Raw genomic sequence first — 20,287 nt, 5'->3', positions numbered from 1 at the left:
TTCCGCCTCCTAATCCCATTCCTTTAGTTCGCCCAAAAATTGCTGGACGCGCTCTTCTGTGAATGGCTGTTTTTCAAATGACGAAACCAGTTGCTGCCGTTTCTGAAACTTTTCAAATAGCTGCAACTTGCGTTCATATTCTTCTAGCATTGCTTCTGTCCGGCGAATGTTATCGTAAACTGCCTGACGGGTGATATGGTATTCTTCGGCAATTTCGCCCAGTGAATGGTCGTCTAAATAGTACAGCATCATATAGCTACGCTGTTTTGGCGTCAGTAACTCCTGATAGAAATCAAACAAATAGTTCATACGTGTTGTTTTTTCTAGTCCCATCATTGACGCTCACCCCATTCATTCTAATGCTTAGAATACTGAAAATCGACAAAGCTGTCAAGTAATTTTACTTGTCTGCTTTAGCATCTTCCAATTCTTGCTCTTTATCCAATCCTTCAGCAAACAAGCCGTAAACGTATTTTTGCGCATCGAAAGGTTGCAGGTCATCTAGTTTTTCACCAAGGCCTACAAATTTCACAGGAATTTTTAATTTATTGCGAATCGCCAAGACAATTCCGCCTTTTGCTGTCCCATCTAGTTTTGTTAGAACAATGCCCGTAACATCGGTAACTTCTTTGAATGTCTGTGCCTGGAGCATAGCATTTTGACCGGTCGTAGCATCAAGTGCCAGTAATACTTCATGAGGCGCACCGGGAATTTCACGCGAAATAACACGATGAACTTTTTGCAGTTCGTTCATCAAATTGACTTTGTTTTGCAGACGTCCTGCCGTATCGCAAATAAGCACGTCCACTCCGCGGGATTTAGCGGAACGTACAGCGTCATACATAACCGCTGCTGGGTCTGACCCTTCACTTTGTTTAATCACATCCACGCCAACTCGCTTGCCCCAGACGTCCAATTGCTCGATTGCACCGGCACGGAATGTATCACCTGCCGCAAGCATAACGGTTTTGCCTTCATTTTTGAAACGATGAGCGAGTTTTCCGATAGTGGTAGTTTTGCCAACACCGTTAACTCCAACCATCAAAATGACCGTCAATCCTTCAACAAAATTGATTTCATTGATTTCTGCTTCACCAGCTTCATAGATTTCCACCAGTTTTTCCGAAATAACGGATTGGACATTTGACGTATCTTTTACGTTTTTCCGTTGCACTTCAAAACGCAAGTCGTCCATTAACTCAATAACCGTTTCGAAACCGACATCCGCTTGCAACAAAATTTCTTCTAGTTCCTCAAAAAAGTCTTCATCGACTTTTCGGTATTTCGCTACCAAATCATTGATTTTTGATGTAAAACCAATACGGGTTTTGGCTAATCCTTCTTTGTATTTTTCAGTTGATTCTTCAGCTTCAGTATTGCCAGCAAATTTATCTTTTAGTTTTTTGAAGAAACTCATGTGTATCCACTCCTTTTTCAGGTTTTTTCTTCGAGCCTGACCGAAACCAGTTTCGATATCCCAGATTCTTGCATGGTGATGCCATATAAAACGTCGGCACCTTCCATTGTCCCTTTACGATGTGTAATGACGATAAACTGCGTATCTTCGCTGAATTTCTTCAGGTATTGACTGTAACGCACGACATTCGATTCATCAAGCGCCGCCTCGACTTCATCAAGCACACAGAAGGGTACAGGACGCACATTCAAAATCGCAAATAATAAAGCGATCGCTGTAAGTGCACGTTCTCCACCAGATAGCAAACTCAAATTTTGCAACTTTTTACCAGGTGGCTGAGCAATAATCTCTACACCTGTTCTCAACATATCTTGCGGATCTGTCAATACTAAGTCAGCAGAGCCCCCACCAAACAACTCTTTAAAGACCCGTTGGAACTGCTTGCGAATGGCATGAAAAGTATCGTCAAAACGACTAGTCATTTCTCCGTCCATTTCCCGAATTAATGTTCGCAATGTTTCTTTCGCTTCGTTTAAATCGTTACGTTGCTCTGTTAAAAAGGCATGGCGGTCAGAGACATGTTCAAATTCTTCGATTGCACCAATATGGACAGGCCCTAATTCTTCAATAGATTGTTTCAGCAATTTAACTTTTCTACGAACAACGGCTTCTTCATCAATCATTTCAAACTGTTTTGCTTGCTCTAGTGTCAGCTGATAATTGGTGTCAAGCTGGGTAATAAAACTTTGAATTTGAACTTCTAACCGTGTTGATTTGACTTCATAAATTCGAATCGCTTCCACATAGCCTTTATAAATACGTTGGTGTTCTTTTAAATCTTCTTCCAAACCAGTTAAGGTATCTTGCTGTCCTAAGCGTTGTTTTTTTGTCTGCTCAACCGTTTGCAACATGTGCATTTTTTTCGTTGACCAGGTCTCAATTTCTTGCAGAATTTCCTTGTCTGAATACACTTTTACTGCTTCTTCTGACTGAATCCATTGCAACTCTTTTTGATTTTCTTGCAGTTTGTAATTGCTTTTCTCGAGTCGCTCAAAAAGCTCCGCTTCACTCACTGTTAATTGATTGAGGCGTTCTTTTGTTACAGCATCTAACGACTTTTGTTCTGCTAATTTCTCCAAAACTTGATCACGTGCTGATTGGTTTTGCTGCTTAAACAGCGTGAGTTCGTCAATTTCCACGGTAATAGCAGCCAATTCTTTTACGATGCTCTCACGGCGTATAGATGCTACTTCTTTTCGTCCAGTAATGGCTGTCAAATCATATTCTTTGTTTTTTTGTTCTGCTTCAAAAAGATGGAAACGCTCTAACGTTGTCTTTAAAACAGCTTCAATTTCACGAAGAATGGTCGAACTTTCCGCTTCTGAATCCCGGTATTTCTCCCCTTCATTTTTCAAGGCTTGAATGGATTCCTCTGCCACTTTCACTTCTGCCTGTTCTTTGATTACTGTTTTTTCAGCGTTTATGATGGTCTCTTTTAACTCTGCTGATTGCACAAGCAATTGCTCAAGTTCAGCTTTTCGCGTGAAGAATGAAGCTTGGGTTTTGTTAGCACCGCCTGTCATCGATCCACCGGCGTTCACGATATCGCCATCTAAGGTTACGACACGGAAGCGATTGCCGGTTGCTTTAGCAATCGCTGTCGCGCCTTTCAAGTCTTCAGCGATAATGACATTGCCTACTAAATTTTCAATAATCATCGCATACTGTGCATCGTAATCGATTAATTCGCATGCCATATTCACATAGGCTGGGTGCTCCCGCACAGTAGCCAATGTATGTTCTGGGATCTTCCGCGATTTCATGACAGTCATTGGTAAGAAAGTAGAACGTCCCGCCCTCTTTTTACGAAGAAAATCAATGGCTTCTCTAGCATGCTGCTCGTTTTCTGTAACAATGTGCTGACTTGAAGCACCTAATGCCGTTTCAATGGCCTTAGCATAAGTTTTCTCTACTTGCGCAATTTCAGCAACTGCTCCTCTAATGCCTGCTAGCTGGCCTTTTTCACGTGCCATTAATACTTCACGGACACCTTGAAAAAACCCTGAGAAATCGGCTTCAAGTTCCTGTAAGGTACCAACGCGAGCCGCAAGCTGTTTTTCAGACTGATAGGCTTGAAACAGCATCGCTTGCTTTTGATCAAATGATTGCTTTTGCAGTTGATAAGAAGCTTCCGCGTTTTTATATTGCTGACGCTTGTCTTCTAACAAGGTACGAATGTCTGCAACATTTTTTTCTGCATGCGTTTTTTGGCTTTTCAATTTCGATAGTTCCAACTCAAAGTCAGCCCGTTGCGAAGTAATTCGTCCGGTTGATTCTGACAGTTGTTGTTCTTGCAAACCAATATTTTTAAGCTCGTTTTTGACTGTTGCCTGCTCGTTCATCAAATCGATATAGACCGACTTGCAATTTTCAATTTCGTTGTCGATATCGGCCGGAGTTCGGTTCAACTGCTCTTCAAGTTGTTTAATCGTCGTCCGTATTTTTTGACGCTGTATTTTGCGTTCTTCTAATAACACCAACTGCTCATTGTGTTTTTTCTGAAGCAAAACATTTTCTAGTTTTTCCGCATCTAAATTACTTTGTAATTGCTGCGCTTGGCGATGAGCATTGCTTTTTTTCTCGGACATCAACAGTTTGCGTCCTTGCCATTTCTCCGTTTCGGCACTCGCTTCAACTAAAGCATTTTGCGCTTGATCTATTTTGCGATCCAACTCTGCGAGCGCTTGACGAATTTCAGCGACTGCACGCTCTTTCGTCGTAATTTCTGCAGCTATTTGCTGCTCTTTTTCTGAATGAACTGCTGCTTCTTGCGCTAGTTGATTGAGTTCCTGCTCCAAGTTGCTGGCATCATGAGCCAACAAGGCGATATCGGCATCTTTTAATTGTTCGTTCATATCCAAAAAATCGCGTGCAGTGGAGGCTTGAATTTGAAGCGGCTCCATACGACCATCCAATTCATGTAAAATATCCAATACACGATTAAGGTTTTCATCGGTTTCATTTAGTTTCATTTCAGCTTTTTTCTTCCGCTGCTTGTATTTCAACACACCTGCAGCTTCTTCAAATATAGATCGACGTTCTTCTGCTTTTGAATTCAGAATTTCATCTACTCGTCCCTGCGAAATAATGGAAAAGGCTTCTTTACCCAATCCAGAATCCATAAACAAGTCTGTAATATCTTTCAATCGACAATTTTGCTTATTCAGCAAATAGGCACTTTCACCACTGCGAAAAACCCTTCTCGTTACGCTGACTTCGCTGTAATCGAGAGGGACACGCCCGTCCGTATTATCTAAAATCAACGTAACTTCTGCAAAATTTAACGGTTTTCTTGAATCACTGCCAGCAAAAATAACGTCCTCCATTTTTGCACCGCGTAGTGATTTTGCTGATTGTTCTCCGAGCACCCAACGGATAGCATCGGTAACATTGCTTTTGCCGCTACCATTTGGTCCGACAACGGCGGTTACTCCAGGTACAAAGTCGATGCCGATACGATCAGCAAATGATTTGAACCCCATGATTTCCAATCTCTTCAAAAACATTACGACTACTCCTCCGCCAATTCTTGCAATTTACGGATTGCCAGCTGAGCTGCCTGCTGTTCCGCTTCTTTTTTCGATCGACCATTACCGACGCCAAGTTCCTTATCCGCAAGAGATACACGAGTCACAAATACACGGCTATGCGCTGGTCCGATTTCATCAATAATTTCGTAATTCAATGCTCCGGTATTTTTTTGTTGAACCAATTCTTGTAATTGGCTCTTATAATCCATCACATGCGAAAAAGCACCGATTTCCACTTTTGGAAATAATACCGTTTCCAAAAATGCGACAACAGGATCTAATCCTTGGTCTAGGTAAAGAGCGCCAATATACGATTCGAAAACATCTGCCAATAAAGCTGGACGTGTTCTTCCACCTGTTAACTCTTCTCCTTTACCTAAAAGGATATATTTACCGAAATTTAGTTCATTGGCAAATAAAACCAGAGAAGGTTCACAAACGATTGCTGCACGCAACTTTGTCAACTCGCCTTCGCTCATTTGTGGGTATTTCGTATACAGGTAATGCGAAACGGATAATTCCAATACCGCATCCCCTAGAAATTCCAAACGTTCGTTATCGGTAAATTGTTTTCTTCGATGCTCATTCACATAGGATGAATGGGTAAAAGCTTGATGCAATAAGGCAGGTTTATTAAATGAAACATTGAGTTCTTTTTGCAGTTGTTCAAATGACGCTTTGACACTTTCTTTTATGGTACTGGTCTTTTGGTGATTTACTTTTTTATTCATGGCCATTTTTATCTGCCTTCCTTTGTGTACTTCTTTCAATTTTACCTTTTTTTCAGCGATTGTGCAAAAGAGAATTGACGCACAATCGCTTAGTGTAACAGCAATTGTGCGTCAATGGTTTTAAGTATAATTTTCTGGTAGAACGTTTAGCACCCAGACTCTAGGGTCATAAGTCTCTCCAGCTATGCGGCAAAGTGCGCCGCTTCGCCGGAGCGTCTTATGCCCGTCGAGTCTACACGGGCGCTTTCGCTTTTCTTGGTGTCTAGCTCTAGCACCCAGACTCTAGGGTCATAAGTCTCTCCAGCTATGCGGCAAAGTGCGCCGCTTCGCCGGAGCGTCTTATGCCCGTCGAGTCTACACGGGCGCTTTCGCTTTTCTTGGTTACGCTTGTTTTTTCTCGATATACGTTACTGCGTCGCCTACTGTGTTCATGTTTTCAGCGTCTTCGTCAGAAATCTCCATATCGAACTCATCTTCAAGTTCCATAACAAGTTCTACTACGTCCAATGAATCTGCACCTAGGTCACCTGTGAATGAAGCTTCAAGTTTCACTTCGTTCTCTTCTACACCTAGACGATCCACGATTACTTTCGTTACTCTATCTAATACTGTTGACAATGTCGTCACCTCCCCTCAAATCAGTATACAAAAAAATTACCTACATGACCATGCCGCCGTCAAGATGAAGCGTTTGGCCCGTCATATAGGATGCATCATCCGAAGCTAAGAATAGCGCAGCTTTTGCAACGTCTTCTGGTGCACCAAAACGGCCTAATGGAATTTGTCCCATCATCGCTTTTTGAACGTCTTCACTCAATTTTTCGGTCATATCGGTCGTGATAAAGCCAGGAGCGACAGCATTGGCTGTAATTCCACGACTTGCTAGTTCACGCGCTGTCGTTTTCGTCAAGCCAATGACACCCGCTTTTGCTGCAACATAATTTGCTTGTCCAGCGTTGCCCATCACGCCTACGATTGAGGCAATATTGACGATTCGGCCAGAGCGCTGTTTCATCATTTGGCGTGTTACTGCTTTTGTGCAAATAAATACACCTTTTAAGTTAATATTGATGACATCGTCCCATTCGTCATCTTTCATACGCATCATCAAATTATCACGTGTGATACCCGCGTTATTCACTAAAATATCAACAGATCCAAACGTTTTCATCGTTTCATCGACCATCGCTTTAACTGATTCAGCATCTGAAACATTGGCTTTCACTGCAATTGCAGTACCACCATTAGCCTCAATATCCGCAACTACTGCTTCTGCTTTTTCTTGGCTACCGCTATAATTGACAACTACTTTTGCACCGTCTGCCGCAAATTTGCGCGCGATTTCTGCTCCAATTCCACGAGATCCACCAGTAATAATGGCTGTTTTCCCTGCAAGTTTACTCATTTTGCCAACTCCTCTACCGCTTTTTCAAATGACGCTAAGTCATAAACTGGCAAAGTTTTAACTGAGCGATCAATTTTTTTCACTAATCCACTCAATACTTTCCCAGGGCCAATTTCGATAAATACGGTTACACCAAGATCAATCATTTCGCGCACCGATTGTTCCCATAGGACTGGGGAATACAATTGACGAACAAGAAGATCTTGAATTTGTGTCGCATTTGTTTCCGCTTTTGCTGTGACGTTTGAAACGACTGGTACTTTCGCATCTAACAAGAAAGAAACGCTCAGTTCTTTCGCTAAATCTTGGGATGCCGAACGCATCAATTCCGAGTGGAACGGTCCGCTGACATCAAGTGGAATGGCACGCTTAGCTCCACGCTCTTTAGCGACGATACACGCTTGCTCAACTCCTGCTTTTGTACCCGAAATAACGATTTGTCCTGGGCAATTCAAGTTAGCAAGTTGCACAACACCTGTCGTGTCCGTCACTTCATTTGTTACTTTTTCAAGTTCTTCACTTTCCATACCAAGAATAGCAGCCATTGTCCCTTCTCCTGCTGGGAAAGCTGTATTCATAAACAATCCACGCTTATGTACAATGTTAACCGCTGTTGGAAATTCTAACACATTCGAAGTTACGAGCGCGCTATATTCGCCAAGGCTATGACCCGCTGTATAATCCGGTCTAATCCCTGCTCGAATCAATCGTTCTGTAATCATTGAACTAACTGTTAAAAGAGCTGGTTGCGCATGATAGGTTAACGTCAATTCTTCTTGTGGGCCTTCTAGCATCAACTTAGATAAATCTAAATCAAGTGTTTGGTTGGCACTTTCAAAGAAATTACGGCTCGTATCGTCTGTTAAAAAGCTTTCGCCCATTCCAACCATTTGCGACCCTTGGCCTGGATAGATAAATGCAATCTTAGTCTTCATGTAAAGTCTCCTTTTTCAGCGTACTGTAAATTGTTCCCGTTACATCAAATTCAACCATCGTACGTGTTTGGCGTATCGCATTGAATAAGGCATTAGCATTTGACGAACCATGCGCTTTTATAACGGGTGCTTTTAAACCGAATAATCCGGCGCCGCCATATTCGCTATAATCCAACATGCCTTTCAACCCTTTTAAATCATCTTTCACAAGAAAAGCCGCAACTTTTGTTTTAACTGAGCTCATAAAGACATCTTTCATCATCGCAAAAACATTCATTGCCGTTCCTTCGATGGTCTTCAACACCATATTGCCAGTAAAGCCGTCGGTTACCACAACATCAGCCACACCATTTAATAAATCACGTGACTCAACGTTGCCAATAAAATGGACTGGCGCTTCTTTTAATAATGGAAAAGCGGCTTTTGTTAAGTCATTGCCTTTTTTCTCTTCGGTTCCGATATTCAAAAGACCCACTGTTGGATTGTTAATGCCGCGAACTTTTTCAGCATAAATGCTGCCCATAATCGCATATTGCACAAGATGTTCCGGTTTAGCTTCTGCATTGGCACCCATATCAAGCATGACAAACCCTTTGCCATCAATAGTTGGCAAAGTTGGGGCTAATGCTGGACGATCCACCCCATCAATGCGGCCAACAACAAATAAACCCGCTGACATAAGAGCCCCTGTATTTCCTGCAGATACGCAAGCGTCGGCTTCGCCATCTTTTACAGCTTGTGCCATCCGAACCATCGAGGCATCTTTTTTTCGTTTAACCGATCGCACAGGATCATCTTCTGAAGTGATTACTTCTTCACAATGGACGATTGTTAACCGGTCATGTTCCTTCAAGAATTCTTGCATCTTTTCCTGATGACCAAATAATTGAATTTCAACATCTGTAAATTCTGCTAATGCTTTATAGACACCTGCAATAATTTCTTTTGGCGCATGATCTCCACCCATTGCATCTACTGCTATTTTCATTCTATGTCACCTTCACTTTGTTCTGTCATACGGTACATTTCAAAAGTGCCAATAAAAACCGTCTGCTGTTCTACCGATGAAACTACTTTAACAAACGCCCTGTTTTTTTCAGGGTGGCTGTCGATTACTTCTGCTTTTGCAACAATCCGTTGCCCGGCAGTTACCGGTCGCAAAAATTGCAGTTCCGACTTTACCGTTAATGCCAGTTCTTCGTTCATTACTGCCACGGCCAACGAATTGGCTTGTGCAAATAAATGATGACCTCTGGCAATCTGATTACGTTGAAAAACATGTTCTGGCTTTACATCAAAAATCGAAATCGCTCTTTTGTCTAGTTCAATGTCAATAATCTCACCAATCACTTCGTCGATTGGCAAAGATTTCACTTCATCTTCGAAGGTTTTCACGGCTACGTGTTTAATGCGTTCGCGCAGCTCTGGAATAGCAAGCTCCATTCGATCTAATCGAATGGTTTGCACACTAACGTCAAATGCTACCGACAATTCTTCATCGGTGACGAAAGGATTTTCTTTGATTGAGTCTTTTAACGCTTGTTGCCGTTGTTTTTTTGGTCTTTTCACTGTGTCACCGCCCGCTATTAGCACTTGGTACTAATATGAGTATATAAATAACAAAAAAAGAATGCAAGGAAAATAATGATTCCTGCATTCTCAATCTAACCGGCCACCTGTTAATATTCCTGACTGTTCTATCTGTTGACGTAAACAACGCATATCATCCGCTTGCCAAAATTCGTCGCTGCTGATTAGTTTTTCAGCATCTTTTCTAGCTGCTTCAAGCGCTCGGTAATCATGAATCAAATCGGCCATTTTAAATTCTGGAATCCCGCTTTGTTTACGGCCGAAAAAGTCACCCGGACCTCTTAACTGCAAATCTTTTTCTGCTAGCACAAAACCATCGTTGGTTTCAGTCATCGTCGTCATACGCTCTTTACCAATTTCTGTCTTCGGGTCTGCTAACAAGATGCAATAAGACTGTTCACTGCCACGTCCAACACGGCCTCGTAATTGGTGTAACTGAGACAAACCGAAACGTTCGGCGTCGTAAATAAGCATAAACGACGCGTTTGGTACATTAACGCCAACCTCTACAACCGTTGTCGACACTAATACAGCAATTTGTCCTTCTGAAAATTCGCGCATTGTCTGTTCTTTTTCATCTGAGTGCAAGCGCCCGTGCATCAATCCAACCGTAAAACGCTCATTGAAATACATCGATAACTGCTGAAACAAATCAACGGCATTTTGATAATCCAGTTTATCAGATTCCTCGATCAGTGGACAGATGACATAGGCTTGCCGTCCTGCAGCCAACTCTTTTTCCATCCGCCCGACAATTTTGCCGAACATCTCCTTTTTCATCCAATAGGTTTCAATTTCTTTACGACCAGCTGGCATTTCATCGATAACGGATACATCCATTTCTCCAAAAGCAGAAATCGCCAACGTTCGTGGAATTGGTGTAGCCGTCATAAATAGAACATCAGGATTATAGCCTTTATCCTTTAACACACGTCGCTGATCCACGCCAAACCGGTGCTGCTCATCGGTAATAACAAGACCGAGCTTGTGGAATCGTACTTCTGGCTGAATCAACGCATGCGTTCCAATTAACAGATCGATTTCCCCATTTGCTAACTGTTCCAAAATCAATTGTCGTTTCTTTCCTTTTACTGAGCCTGTTAAAAGAGCAATGTTCAATGAAAACGGACTGAACCACTGCACCAATGTGTTAGCATGTTGTTCCGCCAAAATTTCAGTAGGCGCCATTAACGCACCTTGTAGCCCTGCTGTATGAGCTGCATATAACGCAATTGCCGCTACTACTGTTTTACCTGACCCCACATCACCCTGCAGGAGTCGATTCATACGGAACGGCTCTTTCATATCTTTGCAAATTTCATTGACCACTCGTTTTTGTGCAGCAGTCAAATTGAAAGGCAATGATTCAATAAATCCCTTCAACCGTTCGAGATCGTAATCGATAAAAGAGCCGCCTTCTTCCTCACGATTTTTTTTACGAAGCGCTTGCATCTTTAATTGAAATACTAATAATTCTTCGTAAACAAAACGCCGACGCGCTTGTTTGACTTTTTCACCATCTGGAGGAAAATGAACCCATTCTAAAGCATCTTGTACCGGCGCTAATTGATAGGCATCAACAAACCTTTTTGGCAAACAATCTTCCATGTCTTCTTTTACTAAATCCAATGCTTGGCGCATCAGCTTGCGAAATGTTTTTTGGTGAATGCTGCCTTTTAAGCTGTAGACCGGTTCGAAATCCGCTCCATTTGTCCTCGGCCCAATCGTGTGACTTGATACCGTAATGACTTGACGCCCACGATCCCATTTACCCGTTAGTGTAATAATTTCTCCCAACTGCAATTTCGCTTTAACATAAGGCTGATTGAAAAATATAGCCTTTATCAGATGGCGCCCTACTAACACCCGGACTTGCGTTCGCGATTTATTTTTACCTAAAAAAAGGACGGAAGGTTCGCTTTCGACCCTTCCCTCCACTGTTACGCGTTCATTATGAGGTGTATCGGCCAGATCTTTTAATTGAAAATCCTCATGGCGATACGGAAATGTCATGATCAAGTCATGCAATGTCTCAATTTTCATTTCCTGTAAGGTTTCGGTTGCTTGCTTCCCTACTCCTTTTAATGTGGCGACTGACTCTTTACTGCCCACTTCCGACAACTGCTCCTCCAAAAATTTTGGATTCAAGCCATTTTCCAGTAGGCGTTGCGGCAAGTCCGCCTTTTGCGGTTTCTCTTAGCGCACTCGGCATCGATTGGCCGATTTCGAACATCGCACCAATAACTTCGTCACACGGAATACGGCTAGTCACACCAGCTAACGCCATGTCTGCCGCTACTACTGCATTGGCAGCTCCCATTGCATTACGTTTTACACAAGGCACTTCTACCAATCCCGCCACTGGATCGCAGACTAGACCGAGCATATTCTTCATCGTAATGGCAAATGCTTCTGAGCTTTGCTGAGGCGTACCACCAGCCATTTCAATAATAGCAGCTGATGCCATACCAGCGGCTGATCCGACTTCTGCTTGACAGCCACCTGCTGCACCTGAAATCGATGCATTATTGGCCACAACAAAGCCAAAAGCGCCTGCTGTAAATAAATAACGGATCATTTGCTCGCGTGTTGGATTTAATTTATTTTGCACAGCAAATAACGTACCTGGTACCACGCCAGCAGATCCCGCTGTTGGTGTCGCACAAATAGTGCCCATCGCTGCATTGACTTCGTTAGTCGCAACCGCTTTACTAACTGCGTCAAGCAGCAAATCTCCAGAAAGCGTATTGCCTTTTTCGCGATAAGCTTGCAACAATACAGCATCTCCACCCGTCAATCCTGAAACCGAGTGAACTCCTTTTAACCCTTTTTCTACAGCTTCTTCCATGACCGTCAAGTTACGATCCATTTGAATCATGATGTCTTCACGCGATCGATTGGTCATCAGTATTTCTTGTTCAATCATAATTTCAGAAATTAATTTCTGTTCTTTTTCAGCCCGTTCAACTAACTCTCTTACATTACGGAATAAAGCTTCCATTATCATAGCCTCCAATTTAATCGGCGATTCGTGTCACCTGCGTGATATTCGGAAGTTTTTTCAATTCATCCATCACTTCTTTATCAACATTTTGATCTACTTCGATGACCATCAATGCCATATGTCCTTTTTCTTTCCGAGAAACTTCCATGTGACCGATGTTAATATCGTATTTGTAGAGGCAATTCGCAACATTGGCGATACACCCTGAACGATCTTCATGGACAACTAAAATTGCCGGATGGTTCCCTGATAAACGAAGCGGGAAGCCATTTAACTCGGTGATTTCAATTTTACCGCCACCAATTGAAATGCCCATCATCGACATTTCAGATTTTTCATCTCCGATGACGATGCGTGCTGTATTCGGATGATCAACATGACCCGTTTCAGGAATAAACTCATAGGTCATTCCTGCTTTTTGCGCTTCTTCAAACGACGTTTTGATGCGTTCATCAAAAGTATCATAGTCTAATAATCCACCGATGATGGCAACGTCTGTACTGTGCCCTTTATAAGTTTCTGCAAACGAACCGTAAAGGTGCACTTTTGCCCAATCCGGTTGTCTCCCGAACAAATCCCTCGCTACTCTTCCGATGCGGGCTGCTCCCGCAGTATGCGAAGAAGAAGGCCCAATCATGACTGGACCGATTATATCAAAAACAGATTTGAACTTCATGGCTCAAACCCCTCACTTTCAATTTACGTATACTGTTAGTGTACATGATTTCGACTTATTTAACAAAAATAAAAAGCGCATACATTCGTATGCGCCTTAGCCATTTGACTATATTAAAAAAACAAAAAGAAAAATTATTCTACAGCAAGTATGAAAGGATACAATGGCTGTTTACCATTATGAATTTCAACTTCAACCGCGCTATTTAAAGACTCAATAAATTCGCCCAATTTCTGAGCATCTGCCGCTGTCGCATCTTCTCCATAAAGAATTGTGACAATTTCCGCTTCGTTGTCTACTAGCTTTTTAGCCAACTCTTCAGTGACACGTTCTAGATTGCTATCAGAAACGATGATTTTCCCTTCGGAAATACCCATGAAATCATCTTTCTTAATGGCAATGCCATCAATCGATGTATCCCGAACAGCAAATGTGACAGAACCTGATTTCACATGTTTTGAAGCACTTGCCATTGCTAGTTGGTTGGTTTCTACGGTTGCTTCCGGGTTGAAAGCGAGTAATGCTGCCATTCCTTGAGGTACATCTTTAGTAGGCACTACAGCCGCTTCAATAGCTAAAAGTTCAGCCGCTTGTTCGGCTGCCATAATAATGTTTTTGTTATTCGGCAAAATCAAAACACGCTCTGCACCAATCGATTTGACAGCATTAACGATATCCTCTGTCGATGGATTCATGGTCTGCCCGCCTTCAATGACATACGAAGCTCCAATACTACGCAACAGTTCTGAAATTCCTTCACCCATGGCAACTGTTACAACCGCATAAGGATGTGTCGCTTGTTGTTTAGGTGCATTTTTTTGGAAGCCTTCGCCAACAATATCGATATGCTGTTGACGCATATTCTCGATTTTCATACTGATCAAGCTGCCGTAATCCTGACCATATGTAAGAACTTTTCCAGGTTCTTCCGAATGAATATGAATTTTCGCCACTTCCTCATCTGCGATGACCAATAGCGAATCCCCGTAACTACTCAAGTCAGAACGAAATAAAGCCTCATTAAATTCTTTTTTGCCTGTTTCGAACTTCACCATAAATTCTGTACAGTAGCCAAACTCAATATCGGCGGTATCCATAAAGCCAGCAATGTTTTTATGGTGCTCTGCACTGACCAAATCGTTCATTGAATGATGTGCGTGTTTTTCAGGTAATTCTTCCCCTTTTAGCGAAGCAAGAAAGCCTTCGTAAACATATACAAGACCTTGTCCGCCGCTATCAACAACGCCGACTTCTTTTAATACGGGAAGTAAGTCAGGTGTCCGTTCCAAAGAAGCTTTTGCTTCGGTCACTACAGCCTCGAACCAAACAATGAGGTCTTCTTCTGTTTTTGCTGCTTCCATGCCTTTAGCAGCCGCATCTTTTGCGACTGTCAAGATCGTTCCTTCAACTGGTTTCATAACCGCTTTATACGCTGTTTCAACACCGTGTTGAAGAGCTTCTGCAAACTTAAGCGCTGTCAATTCTGATTCTGAAGCAATGTATTTACCAAAACCTCTGAAAAGTTGCGAAAGAATAACACCCGAATTTCCACGTGCTCCCATCAATAAACCTTTAGATAAGGCACCTGCTGTCTTGCCAATATGCACTTCTGCTTGAGCTGTTGTTTCTTTTGCTCCAGAAGTCATTGACAAATTCATATTGGTCCCCGTGTCTCCATCAGGAACGGGGAAAACATTTAATGCATCAACATAATCCGCATTTTGAAAAAGATGGTGAGATCCCATCTGTACCATTTCTGCGAACTTTACTCCATTTAATGACTTCATAACTGATTCTTCCTCCTCCTACGGGTTCGTTACACGAACTCCCTGGACAAAAATATTGACTGCTTTTACAGACATACCTAATGTTTTAGTAATGGTGTACTTCACTTTGGACTGAACTTGATAAGCTACTTCAGAAATTTTCGTTCCATAGCTAATGATGACATACATATCAATAACCAAATTTTCATCTTCTTGGCGCACAAGAACTCCTTTGGCAAAATTTTCTTTGCGGAGTATATCTGTCAAGCCATCGCGTATTTGGTGTTTCGTTGCCATGCCTACAATGCCATAGCATTCGATTGCTGCGCCGCCTGCTATTTGAGCAATTACATCATTGGAAATATCGATTTGACCATATTCATTCTTTAATTCAATCGACATTGAAATTCCTCCTTGAGTCCTATTTCACTCTTCCCATTCTACCTCAAACCTTTATAGATGAAAAGCCGCCGTTTAAGGTGTAAAGGTTTTTTTCTTTAAAGACCTTCAAATATAGTTGCAAACCCCATATTTCTGTGTTAAATTATTAAAGTATGTGAAACGAAAAACGAACTGAAATTCTATCATAATTTTCAGCTTCACTTGTGAGGAGGGACTTACATGCCTAAAGTATGTGCAGTTAGTGGACGTAAAGCTCGCGCGGGAAATGCCCGTTCGCACGCAATGAATTCGACAAAACGTACATGGGGAGCAAACCTTCAAAAAGTTCGTATCCTTGTAAACGGTAAACCGAAACGTGTATGGGTTTCTGCGAGAGCAATGAAATCAGGTAAAGTTGAGCGCGTATAATCGCTCATGGATAATGCCAGGCTGATTTAATCAGCCTGGCATTTTTTCGTTTTCTACCATAGGTAAAACACCTTTACACTAGCAATAAAATAGACGGAGAAAAGGTATATTCTTTTCTCCGTCTATTTTACTTGAGAAACTGTATAAGTAGTTCTGTCGAAAGTTTACTCCATCCCTAAGCATCTGAACTTTCTATCATCAGACAATAACCGCTGTTGATTGTTACACTTCCAACATTAAAAAGTTCATTGCTGACGAAGCGTGTCGTTCCAAAAGAAATGTCTTCATCCGTTACAGGATATTTAAAACCCGTTAACGTCAAGCCTTTAACTTCCTCTGCAAACGGATAAAACGACACGTAACGGAAACGCTGATCTTTTTCAATGCGATGAGTCCCAGGACTTAAAAAACGGAGCCGGTTTTGATTGTTCAACAACACAAAGCGAGTTTTCGGAAATTGCTGTTGATACTTGAACAAGACGTGCAAAACGCTCATGTAATGATCGAGTCGGCCTCCTGTTACTCCCGAAACTATGACAAGATTTGGATGATAGCCCATTGCCGCCTCAAGTCCGAGTTCTGTATCAGACTGATCTTTTTCAGACGGAGAACGTGACAACTCAGGCAAAGCGATCCGTATTTGTTCGTACTCTTTAACGCTTACCGAGTCGAAATCACCGACAGCCGAAATGGGTTGAATTTTTTTGGCGAGCAATGTAAGTGTTCCTGAATCGACGCCTATATACAAAGCTTCTGGAAATAAAGAAAAATCCGGCAGTTCATCTGCCGGACCTCCTGCGATTAAAACGATGTTCAAGAAATCGCCTCTTCTCCTGCTTTCTTGATTGCTTGAAGAGCTTGTGTGCGGTCATTTTTGCTATAAATAGCGGAACCTGCCACAAAGACAGTTGCACCTGCTTGTGCACAAGGCACGATTGTTTCTTCATTGATGCCTCCATCAATTTCAATGTCGATGGATAAGCCTTTTTCTTTGATTATATCAGCCAACTGTTTAACTTTTGGCACTACCGACTGAATGAATTTTTGACCACCAAATCCAGGATTGACTGTCATAAACAACACGAGGTCGATATCTTCAAGAATGTGTTGAATGGTTTCAACCGGCGTATGTGGATTTAACACGACTCCCGGTTTAACACCAAACGAGCGAATCAACTGAATTGTCCGGTGCAAGTGAGGGCATGCTTCTACATGTACCGTAATATAGTCAGCTCCCGCTTTTGCAAATTCTTCAATATAAAGATCTGGATTTTCAATCATCAAATGAACATCCATTGGTAATTTGGTCAACGGCTTAATAGCATTTAAGACGACTGCTCCAAATGAAATGTTCGGCACAAAATGACCATCCATAACATCCACATGAATCCAATCTGCTCCTGCTTTTTCTACTTCTAACACTTCTTCTCCAAGTTTTGCGAAATCTGCTGCTAAAATAGACGGTGCAATTTTAATCATTTGAATACCTCGGCTTTCGACTCATAATTTCTTCTAAAAACTTCAAGTAATGCTTGTAGCGATATGCTGGAATTTCTTTCGCTTCAACTGCCGCTTTAATCGCACACTTCGGTTCATTCATGTGTAAGCATTCTCGGAACTTGCATGCGTTAGAACGTACCGCAAATTCAGGGAAGCACGCAGACAATTCTTCCCGCTCCATCGTTTCAAAGTCAAACGAACTAAAACCAGGCGTATCAGCTAGTAAACCATTATTAACGGCGATCAACTCCACGTGGCGCGTTGTATGTTTGCCTCGGTTTAACGCTTTGGAAATATCGTCCGTCTTTAATTCTAGCGACGGCAAAATCGTATTGAGCATCGTTGATTTTCCAACTCCAGATTGTCCTGCTAACACACTAATTTTGCCTTCAAGAACCGGCATCAACCGGTCTTTTAAATGCGGATCGTCTATGAACGTCGGAATCACTTCATAACCGATTTTTTCGTAATCTTCAATATACGATTGGATTTTTGCGTGTTCTTCTGGCTTTAACAAATCCATTTTCGTTAAACAAATAATGGGTTGAATCGAATGTGATTCAATAGCGGTTAAAAAGCGATCTAACAGTAATGGATGAAAATCAGGTTGTTTTGCTGAAAATACCAAGATTGCTTGGTCAACATTGGTAATTGGTGGACGTACCAATTCATTTTTCCGTTCATGGACATGTAAAATTGTGCCTTCCAACTCATTATCTGCTTTATAGTCGACGTAATCTCCAACTAAAGGTGTTATTTGGCGATTGCGAAAAACTCCTCGTCCACGGCATTGAGTGTAACGTTCACCATCCTCGTCTAATACATAATAAAATCCGCTTAATGCTTTTCTGATTTGACCTTTCGGCATTGTTTCACTCCTTTCATTGGCTATTCTACAGTTGAATAATCAAAGGTTTCTTCTAAAATAATTGTGGAATCACGAACAATTCGGTAAGAGGCACTTTGACCTTCTGCAATTTGCAACTCAATGCGATGAGATTGATCTTCAGTAATGGTAAACTCCTCAAATGGCTCTACCATTGTATGTGTATTGTCTTGAATATAAACTTGAATGGTCTGTTTGACCGGGTCTTCACCTTCAGCAGCAGGCTGGGCCGGTTCATACGGAATTTCTGCCGTGTGAATGTAAGTCTTCAGTGGCTGTTCTGCTTCGCCTGCTGATAATGTCACTTCAATCGTTCCACCCGCTACGAGTTGTCCTCCAGCTGCTGGGCTTTGAGACATGACTTTCCCAGCTTCTACTGCATCTGATGCTTGTTCTGAAACAATACGGATATTAAACCCTGAAGACCGAGCATAGTCGTTCAGATTTGCTTCTGTAAATCCAGCTAAATCTTCTACATTTCGAAGGTCTTCACCTTTACTCACTATAAACTCAACATCCGTTTCACTGACAATCACTTCTTCACCAGCTGCTGGTTGTTGACTCAAAATGGTCCCAACCGGTTCTTCAGAAAATTCTTCAGTAGGTTTTACTGAAGCAAACTCTTTGTCGTTTAAAGCTTTTGTGGCTTCTTCTAGCGTGTTGCCGATAAAATCGGCCATTTCAACTTTTTCTTTCCCAATACTAACAAATAACTGAACTTTGGTTTCACGGTCCCTCATTTTCCCAGCTTCTGGAATTGTTCGAATCACATGATTTTCTGCTATTTCTTCTGAATACCCTTCGGTTTCATCGCCTATAACAAAGCCAGCTGCTTGTAGCTCTTCTACCGCTTCGGTGCGTTCCATTTCTGAAACATCAGGTACTGCTACTTGTCGCGGCTCAAACAGTCCAGGAAATGCGATTGCTTGCACCAGACCAGCTAGTAATAAGAAAGACAACACCCCAATAATCCACGGCCATTTCTTTTTCTTCTTTTTGATAGGAGCTTTTTGTTGTTCTTCTACTTCTTTAATAGGTAGCGGCATTGTTTTTGTGTTTGCCTCGCTACCATAAGCTGCCGGGTCTTTAATTGCTGGCATGGCACGTGTTTCATCTTGGTCCACTGGCACGACGAATTTTGGTTCGTTTAGTCGCTCTGGCAACAATACAGTCGCGAGATCTGCTTCCATTTCGTCAGCAGATTGATAACGATGTTGCACATTTTTAGCAGTTGCTTTTAAGACGACATTTTCCAAGCTTTGTGGCAAAGAAGGAACCGTGTCACGCAGTGAAGGTGTTTCTGTTTGTAGATGCTTTAATGCAATAGAAACAGCTGACTCGCCTGAAAATGGTAACTTACCAGTAATTAATTCGTACATCACAATTCCGAGTGAATAGATATCGGATTTCTTATTGGCTGTACCACCTCGTGCCTGTTCTGGCGACAAATAATGGACGGTTCCTAGTACCGAATTTGTTTGCGTATAGGATGTTGCACTTAACGCCATTGCAATTCCGAAATCGGATATTTTTACATTGCCTTCTGCGTCCATCAAAATATTTTGCGGCTTAATGTCCCGATGGACGATTTGGTTGTGGTGGGCATGCGCCAAAGCCGACGCCAATTGCCTCATAATCTCAACAGCACGCTCAGGAGCTACTGGTGAATGTTCGATTATGTATTCTTTCAAGGTTTTTCCTGGAACGTATTCCATGACTAAGTAATGAATTGACTCATCTTCGCCCACATCAAAAATGTTCACGATATTGGGATGTGCCAAACTAGTCGTAGACAAGGCTTCTCTTTGAAAGCGCCGACGTAATTCTTCTTCATTAGAGAAATCATAACGCAAAATCTTGATGGCGATATCCCGGTCCAAAATCATGTCATGTGCTAAATATACATTGGACATCCCACCACCACCGATCAATTCCTTGATCTTATAGCGGCCGTTGATACTTTTTCCAATCAACATA

Annotated in this window: 19 protein-coding genes; 1 reads left to right on the top strand and 18 read right to left on the bottom strand. The window is 42.0% G+C overall.

All coding sequences use genetic code 11. The features are described 5' to 3' along the window. Positions 1-9 precede the first annotated feature (9 nt). The 14 genes from AUO94_RS14645 to AUO94_RS14580 all read right to left on the bottom strand — a co-directional run bounded on the left by AUO94_RS14645 (position 10) and on the right by AUO94_RS14580 (position 15,516). Positions 10-333, bottom strand: coding sequence for a putative DNA-binding protein (locus tag AUO94_RS14645; RefSeq protein ID WP_058386872.1), 324 nt, complete (start codon positions 331-333; stop codon positions 10-12). Between the two features lie 67 nt (positions 334-400). Next, the gene (gene ftsY, locus AUO94_RS14640) at positions 401-1,417 is read right to left on the bottom strand and encodes a signal recognition particle-docking protein FtsY (protein ID WP_058384926.1); all 1,017 of its coding nucleotides are present in this window, start codon (positions 1,415-1,417) and stop codon (positions 401-403) included. Positions 1,418-1,434: 17 nt separating this feature from the next. Beyond that, positions 1,435-4,983: a chromosome segregation protein SMC gene (gene smc, locus AUO94_RS14635; protein ID WP_058384925.1), complete on the bottom strand. Its 3,549-nt coding sequence runs from the start codon at positions 4,981-4,983 to the stop codon at positions 1,435-1,437. A gap of 5 nt (positions 4,984-4,988) precedes the next feature. Then, positions 4,989-5,744: a ribonuclease III gene (gene rnc, locus AUO94_RS14630; protein WP_058384924.1), complete on the bottom strand. Its 756-nt coding sequence runs from the start codon at positions 5,742-5,744 to the stop codon at positions 4,989-4,991. Positions 5,745-6,119: 375 nt separating this feature from the next. After that, complete coding sequence (locus tag AUO94_RS14625; protein WP_058384923.1) at positions 6,120-6,356, bottom strand: acyl carrier protein; 237 nt, start codon at positions 6,354-6,356, stop codon at positions 6,120-6,122. Between the two features lie 40 nt (positions 6,357-6,396). Continuing rightward, entirely contained in the window at positions 6,397-7,143 is a 747-nt protein-coding gene (gene fabG, locus AUO94_RS14620; protein WP_058384922.1) for a 3-oxoacyl-[acyl-carrier-protein] reductase, read from the bottom strand. After that, a complete protein-coding gene (gene fabD / locus AUO94_RS14615; protein WP_058384921.1) occupies positions 7,140-8,078 on the bottom strand; it encodes an ACP S-malonyltransferase in 939 nt (312 codons plus the stop codon). The genes fabG and fabD overlap by 4 nt, the downstream gene beginning before the upstream one ends. Then, entirely contained in the window at positions 8,068-9,066 is a 999-nt protein-coding gene (plsX, locus tag AUO94_RS14610; RefSeq protein WP_058384920.1) for a phosphate acyltransferase PlsX, read from the bottom strand. The genes fabD and plsX overlap by 11 nt, the downstream gene beginning before the upstream one ends. Next, positions 9,063-9,647, bottom strand: a complete 585-nt coding sequence (gene fapR / locus AUO94_RS14605; RefSeq protein ID WP_058384919.1) for a transcription factor FapR — start codon at positions 9,645-9,647, stop codon at positions 9,063-9,065. The genes plsX and fapR overlap by 4 nt, the downstream gene beginning before the upstream one ends. Before the next feature lie 90 nt (positions 9,648-9,737). Next, positions 9,738-11,780 (bottom strand): ATP-dependent DNA helicase RecG, encoded by a 2,043-nt coding sequence (gene recG / locus AUO94_RS14600; RefSeq protein WP_058386871.1) that lies wholly within the window; start codon positions 11,778-11,780, stop codon positions 9,738-9,740. Next, on the bottom strand, positions 11,770-12,669 hold the full coding sequence (gene sdaAA / locus AUO94_RS14595) for an L-serine ammonia-lyase, iron-sulfur-dependent, subunit alpha (RefSeq protein WP_058384918.1): 900 nt from the start codon (positions 12,667-12,669) through the stop codon (positions 11,770-11,772). Before sdaAA ends, recG begins: the two co-directional genes overlap by 11 nt. A 16-nt stretch (positions 12,670-12,685) precedes the next feature. Beyond that, entirely contained in the window at positions 12,686-13,348 is a 663-nt protein-coding gene (gene sdaAB, locus AUO94_RS14590; RefSeq protein ID WP_058384917.1) for an L-serine ammonia-lyase, iron-sulfur-dependent subunit beta, read from the bottom strand. A gap of 134 nt (positions 13,349-13,482) precedes the next feature. Then, the gene (locus tag AUO94_RS14585; protein ID WP_058384916.1) at positions 13,483-15,135 is read right to left on the bottom strand and encodes a DAK2 domain-containing protein; all 1,653 of its coding nucleotides are present in this window, start codon (positions 15,133-15,135) and stop codon (positions 13,483-13,485) included. An 18-nt stretch (positions 15,136-15,153) separates the two neighbouring features. Continuing rightward, positions 15,154-15,516, bottom strand: coding sequence for an Asp23/Gls24 family envelope stress response protein (locus tag AUO94_RS14580; RefSeq protein ID WP_058384915.1), 363 nt, complete (start codon positions 15,514-15,516; stop codon positions 15,154-15,156). Between the two features lie 219 nt (positions 15,517-15,735). Between AUO94_RS14580 and rpmB the strand changes: the two genes are divergently transcribed. Further along, complete coding sequence (gene rpmB / locus AUO94_RS14575; RefSeq protein WP_058384914.1) at positions 15,736-15,924, top strand: 50S ribosomal protein L28; 189 nt, start codon at positions 15,736-15,738, stop codon at positions 15,922-15,924. A gap of 175 nt (positions 15,925-16,099) precedes the next feature. Here rpmB and AUO94_RS14570 read toward each other — a convergent pair whose 3' ends face one another. The 4 genes from AUO94_RS14570 to pknB are packed head-to-tail and all read right to left on the bottom strand — an operon-like array spanning position 16,100 to position 20,286. Beyond that, the gene (locus AUO94_RS14570; protein ID WP_058384913.1) at positions 16,100-16,741 is read right to left on the bottom strand and encodes a thiamine diphosphokinase; all 642 of its coding nucleotides are present in this window, start codon (positions 16,739-16,741) and stop codon (positions 16,100-16,102) included. After that, a complete protein-coding gene (gene rpe / locus AUO94_RS14565) occupies positions 16,738-17,403 on the bottom strand; it encodes a ribulose-phosphate 3-epimerase (protein WP_058384912.1) in 666 nt (221 codons plus the stop codon). The genes AUO94_RS14570 and rpe overlap by 4 nt, the downstream gene beginning before the upstream one ends. Then, positions 17,396-18,292: a ribosome small subunit-dependent GTPase A gene (gene rsgA, locus AUO94_RS14560; protein ID WP_058384911.1), complete on the bottom strand. Its 897-nt coding sequence runs from the start codon at positions 18,290-18,292 to the stop codon at positions 17,396-17,398. Before rsgA ends, rpe begins: the two co-directional genes overlap by 8 nt. 20 nt (positions 18,293-18,312) lie before the next feature. Next, complete coding sequence (gene pknB, locus AUO94_RS14555) at positions 18,313-20,286, bottom strand: Stk1 family PASTA domain-containing Ser/Thr kinase (protein WP_058384910.1); 1,974 nt, start codon at positions 20,284-20,286, stop codon at positions 18,313-18,315. Position 20,287: the final 1 nt, after the last annotated feature.

This window comes from Planococcus kocurii (genome assembly GCF_001465835.2).
Classification (GTDB): Bacteria; Bacillota; Bacilli; order Bacillales_A; family Planococcaceae; genus Planococcus; species Planococcus kocurii.
This window is presented reverse-complemented; position numbering and strand designations above follow the sequence as displayed.

What these genes read in the sequence shown, in the direction of transcription:
- AUO94_RS14645 (WP_058386872.1), bottom strand. Translation starts at nt 333, where the DNA reads ATGGGACTAGAAAAAACAACACGTATGAACTATTTGTTTGATTTCTAT.
- ftsY (WP_058384926.1), bottom strand. Translation starts at nt 1,417, where the DNA reads ATGAGTTTCTTCAAAAAACTAAAAGATAAATTTGCTGGCAATACTGAA.
- smc (WP_058384925.1), bottom strand. Translation starts at nt 4,983, where the DNA reads ATGTTTTTGAAGAGATTGGAAATCATGGGGTTCAAATCATTTGCTGAT.
- rnc (WP_058384924.1), bottom strand. Translation starts at nt 5,744, where the DNA reads ATGGCCATGAATAAAAAAGTAAATCACCAAAAGACCAGTACCATAAAA.
- fabG (WP_058384922.1), bottom strand. Translation starts at nt 7,143, where the DNA reads ATGAGTAAACTTGCAGGGAAAACAGCCATTATTACTGGTGGATCTCGT.
- fabD (WP_058384921.1), bottom strand. Translation starts at nt 8,078, where the DNA reads ATGAAGACTAAGATTGCATTTATCTATCCAGGCCAAGGGTCGCAAATG.
- plsX (WP_058384920.1), bottom strand. Translation starts at nt 9,066, where the DNA reads ATGAAAATAGCAGTAGATGCAATGGGTGGAGATCATGCGCCAAAAGAA.
- sdaAA (WP_058384918.1), bottom strand. Translation starts at nt 12,669, where the DNA reads ATGGAAGCTTTATTCCGTAATGTAAGAGAGTTAGTTGAACGGGCTGAA.
- sdaAB (WP_058384917.1), bottom strand. Translation starts at nt 13,348, where the DNA reads ATGAAGTTCAAATCTGTTTTTGATATAATCGGTCCAGTCATGATTGGG.
- AUO94_RS14585 (WP_058384916.1), bottom strand. Translation starts at nt 15,135, where the DNA reads ATGAAGTCATTAAATGGAGTAAAGTTCGCAGAAATGGTACAGATGGGA.
- AUO94_RS14580 (WP_058384915.1), bottom strand. Translation starts at nt 15,516, where the DNA reads ATGTCGATTGAATTAAAGAATGAATATGGTCAAATCGATATTTCCAAT.
- rpmB (WP_058384914.1), top strand. Translation starts at nt 15,736, where the DNA reads ATGCCTAAAGTATGTGCAGTTAGTGGACGTAAAGCTCGCGCGGGAAAT.
- rpe (WP_058384912.1), bottom strand. Translation starts at nt 17,403, where the DNA reads ATGATTAAAATTGCACCGTCTATTTTAGCAGCAGATTTCGCAAAACTT.
- rsgA (WP_058384911.1), bottom strand. Translation starts at nt 18,292, where the DNA reads ATGCCGAAAGGTCAAATCAGAAAAGCATTAAGCGGATTTTATTATGTA.
- pknB (WP_058384910.1), bottom strand. Translation starts at nt 20,286, where the DNA reads ATGTTGATTGGAAAAAGTATCAACGGCCGCTATAAGATCAAGGAATTG.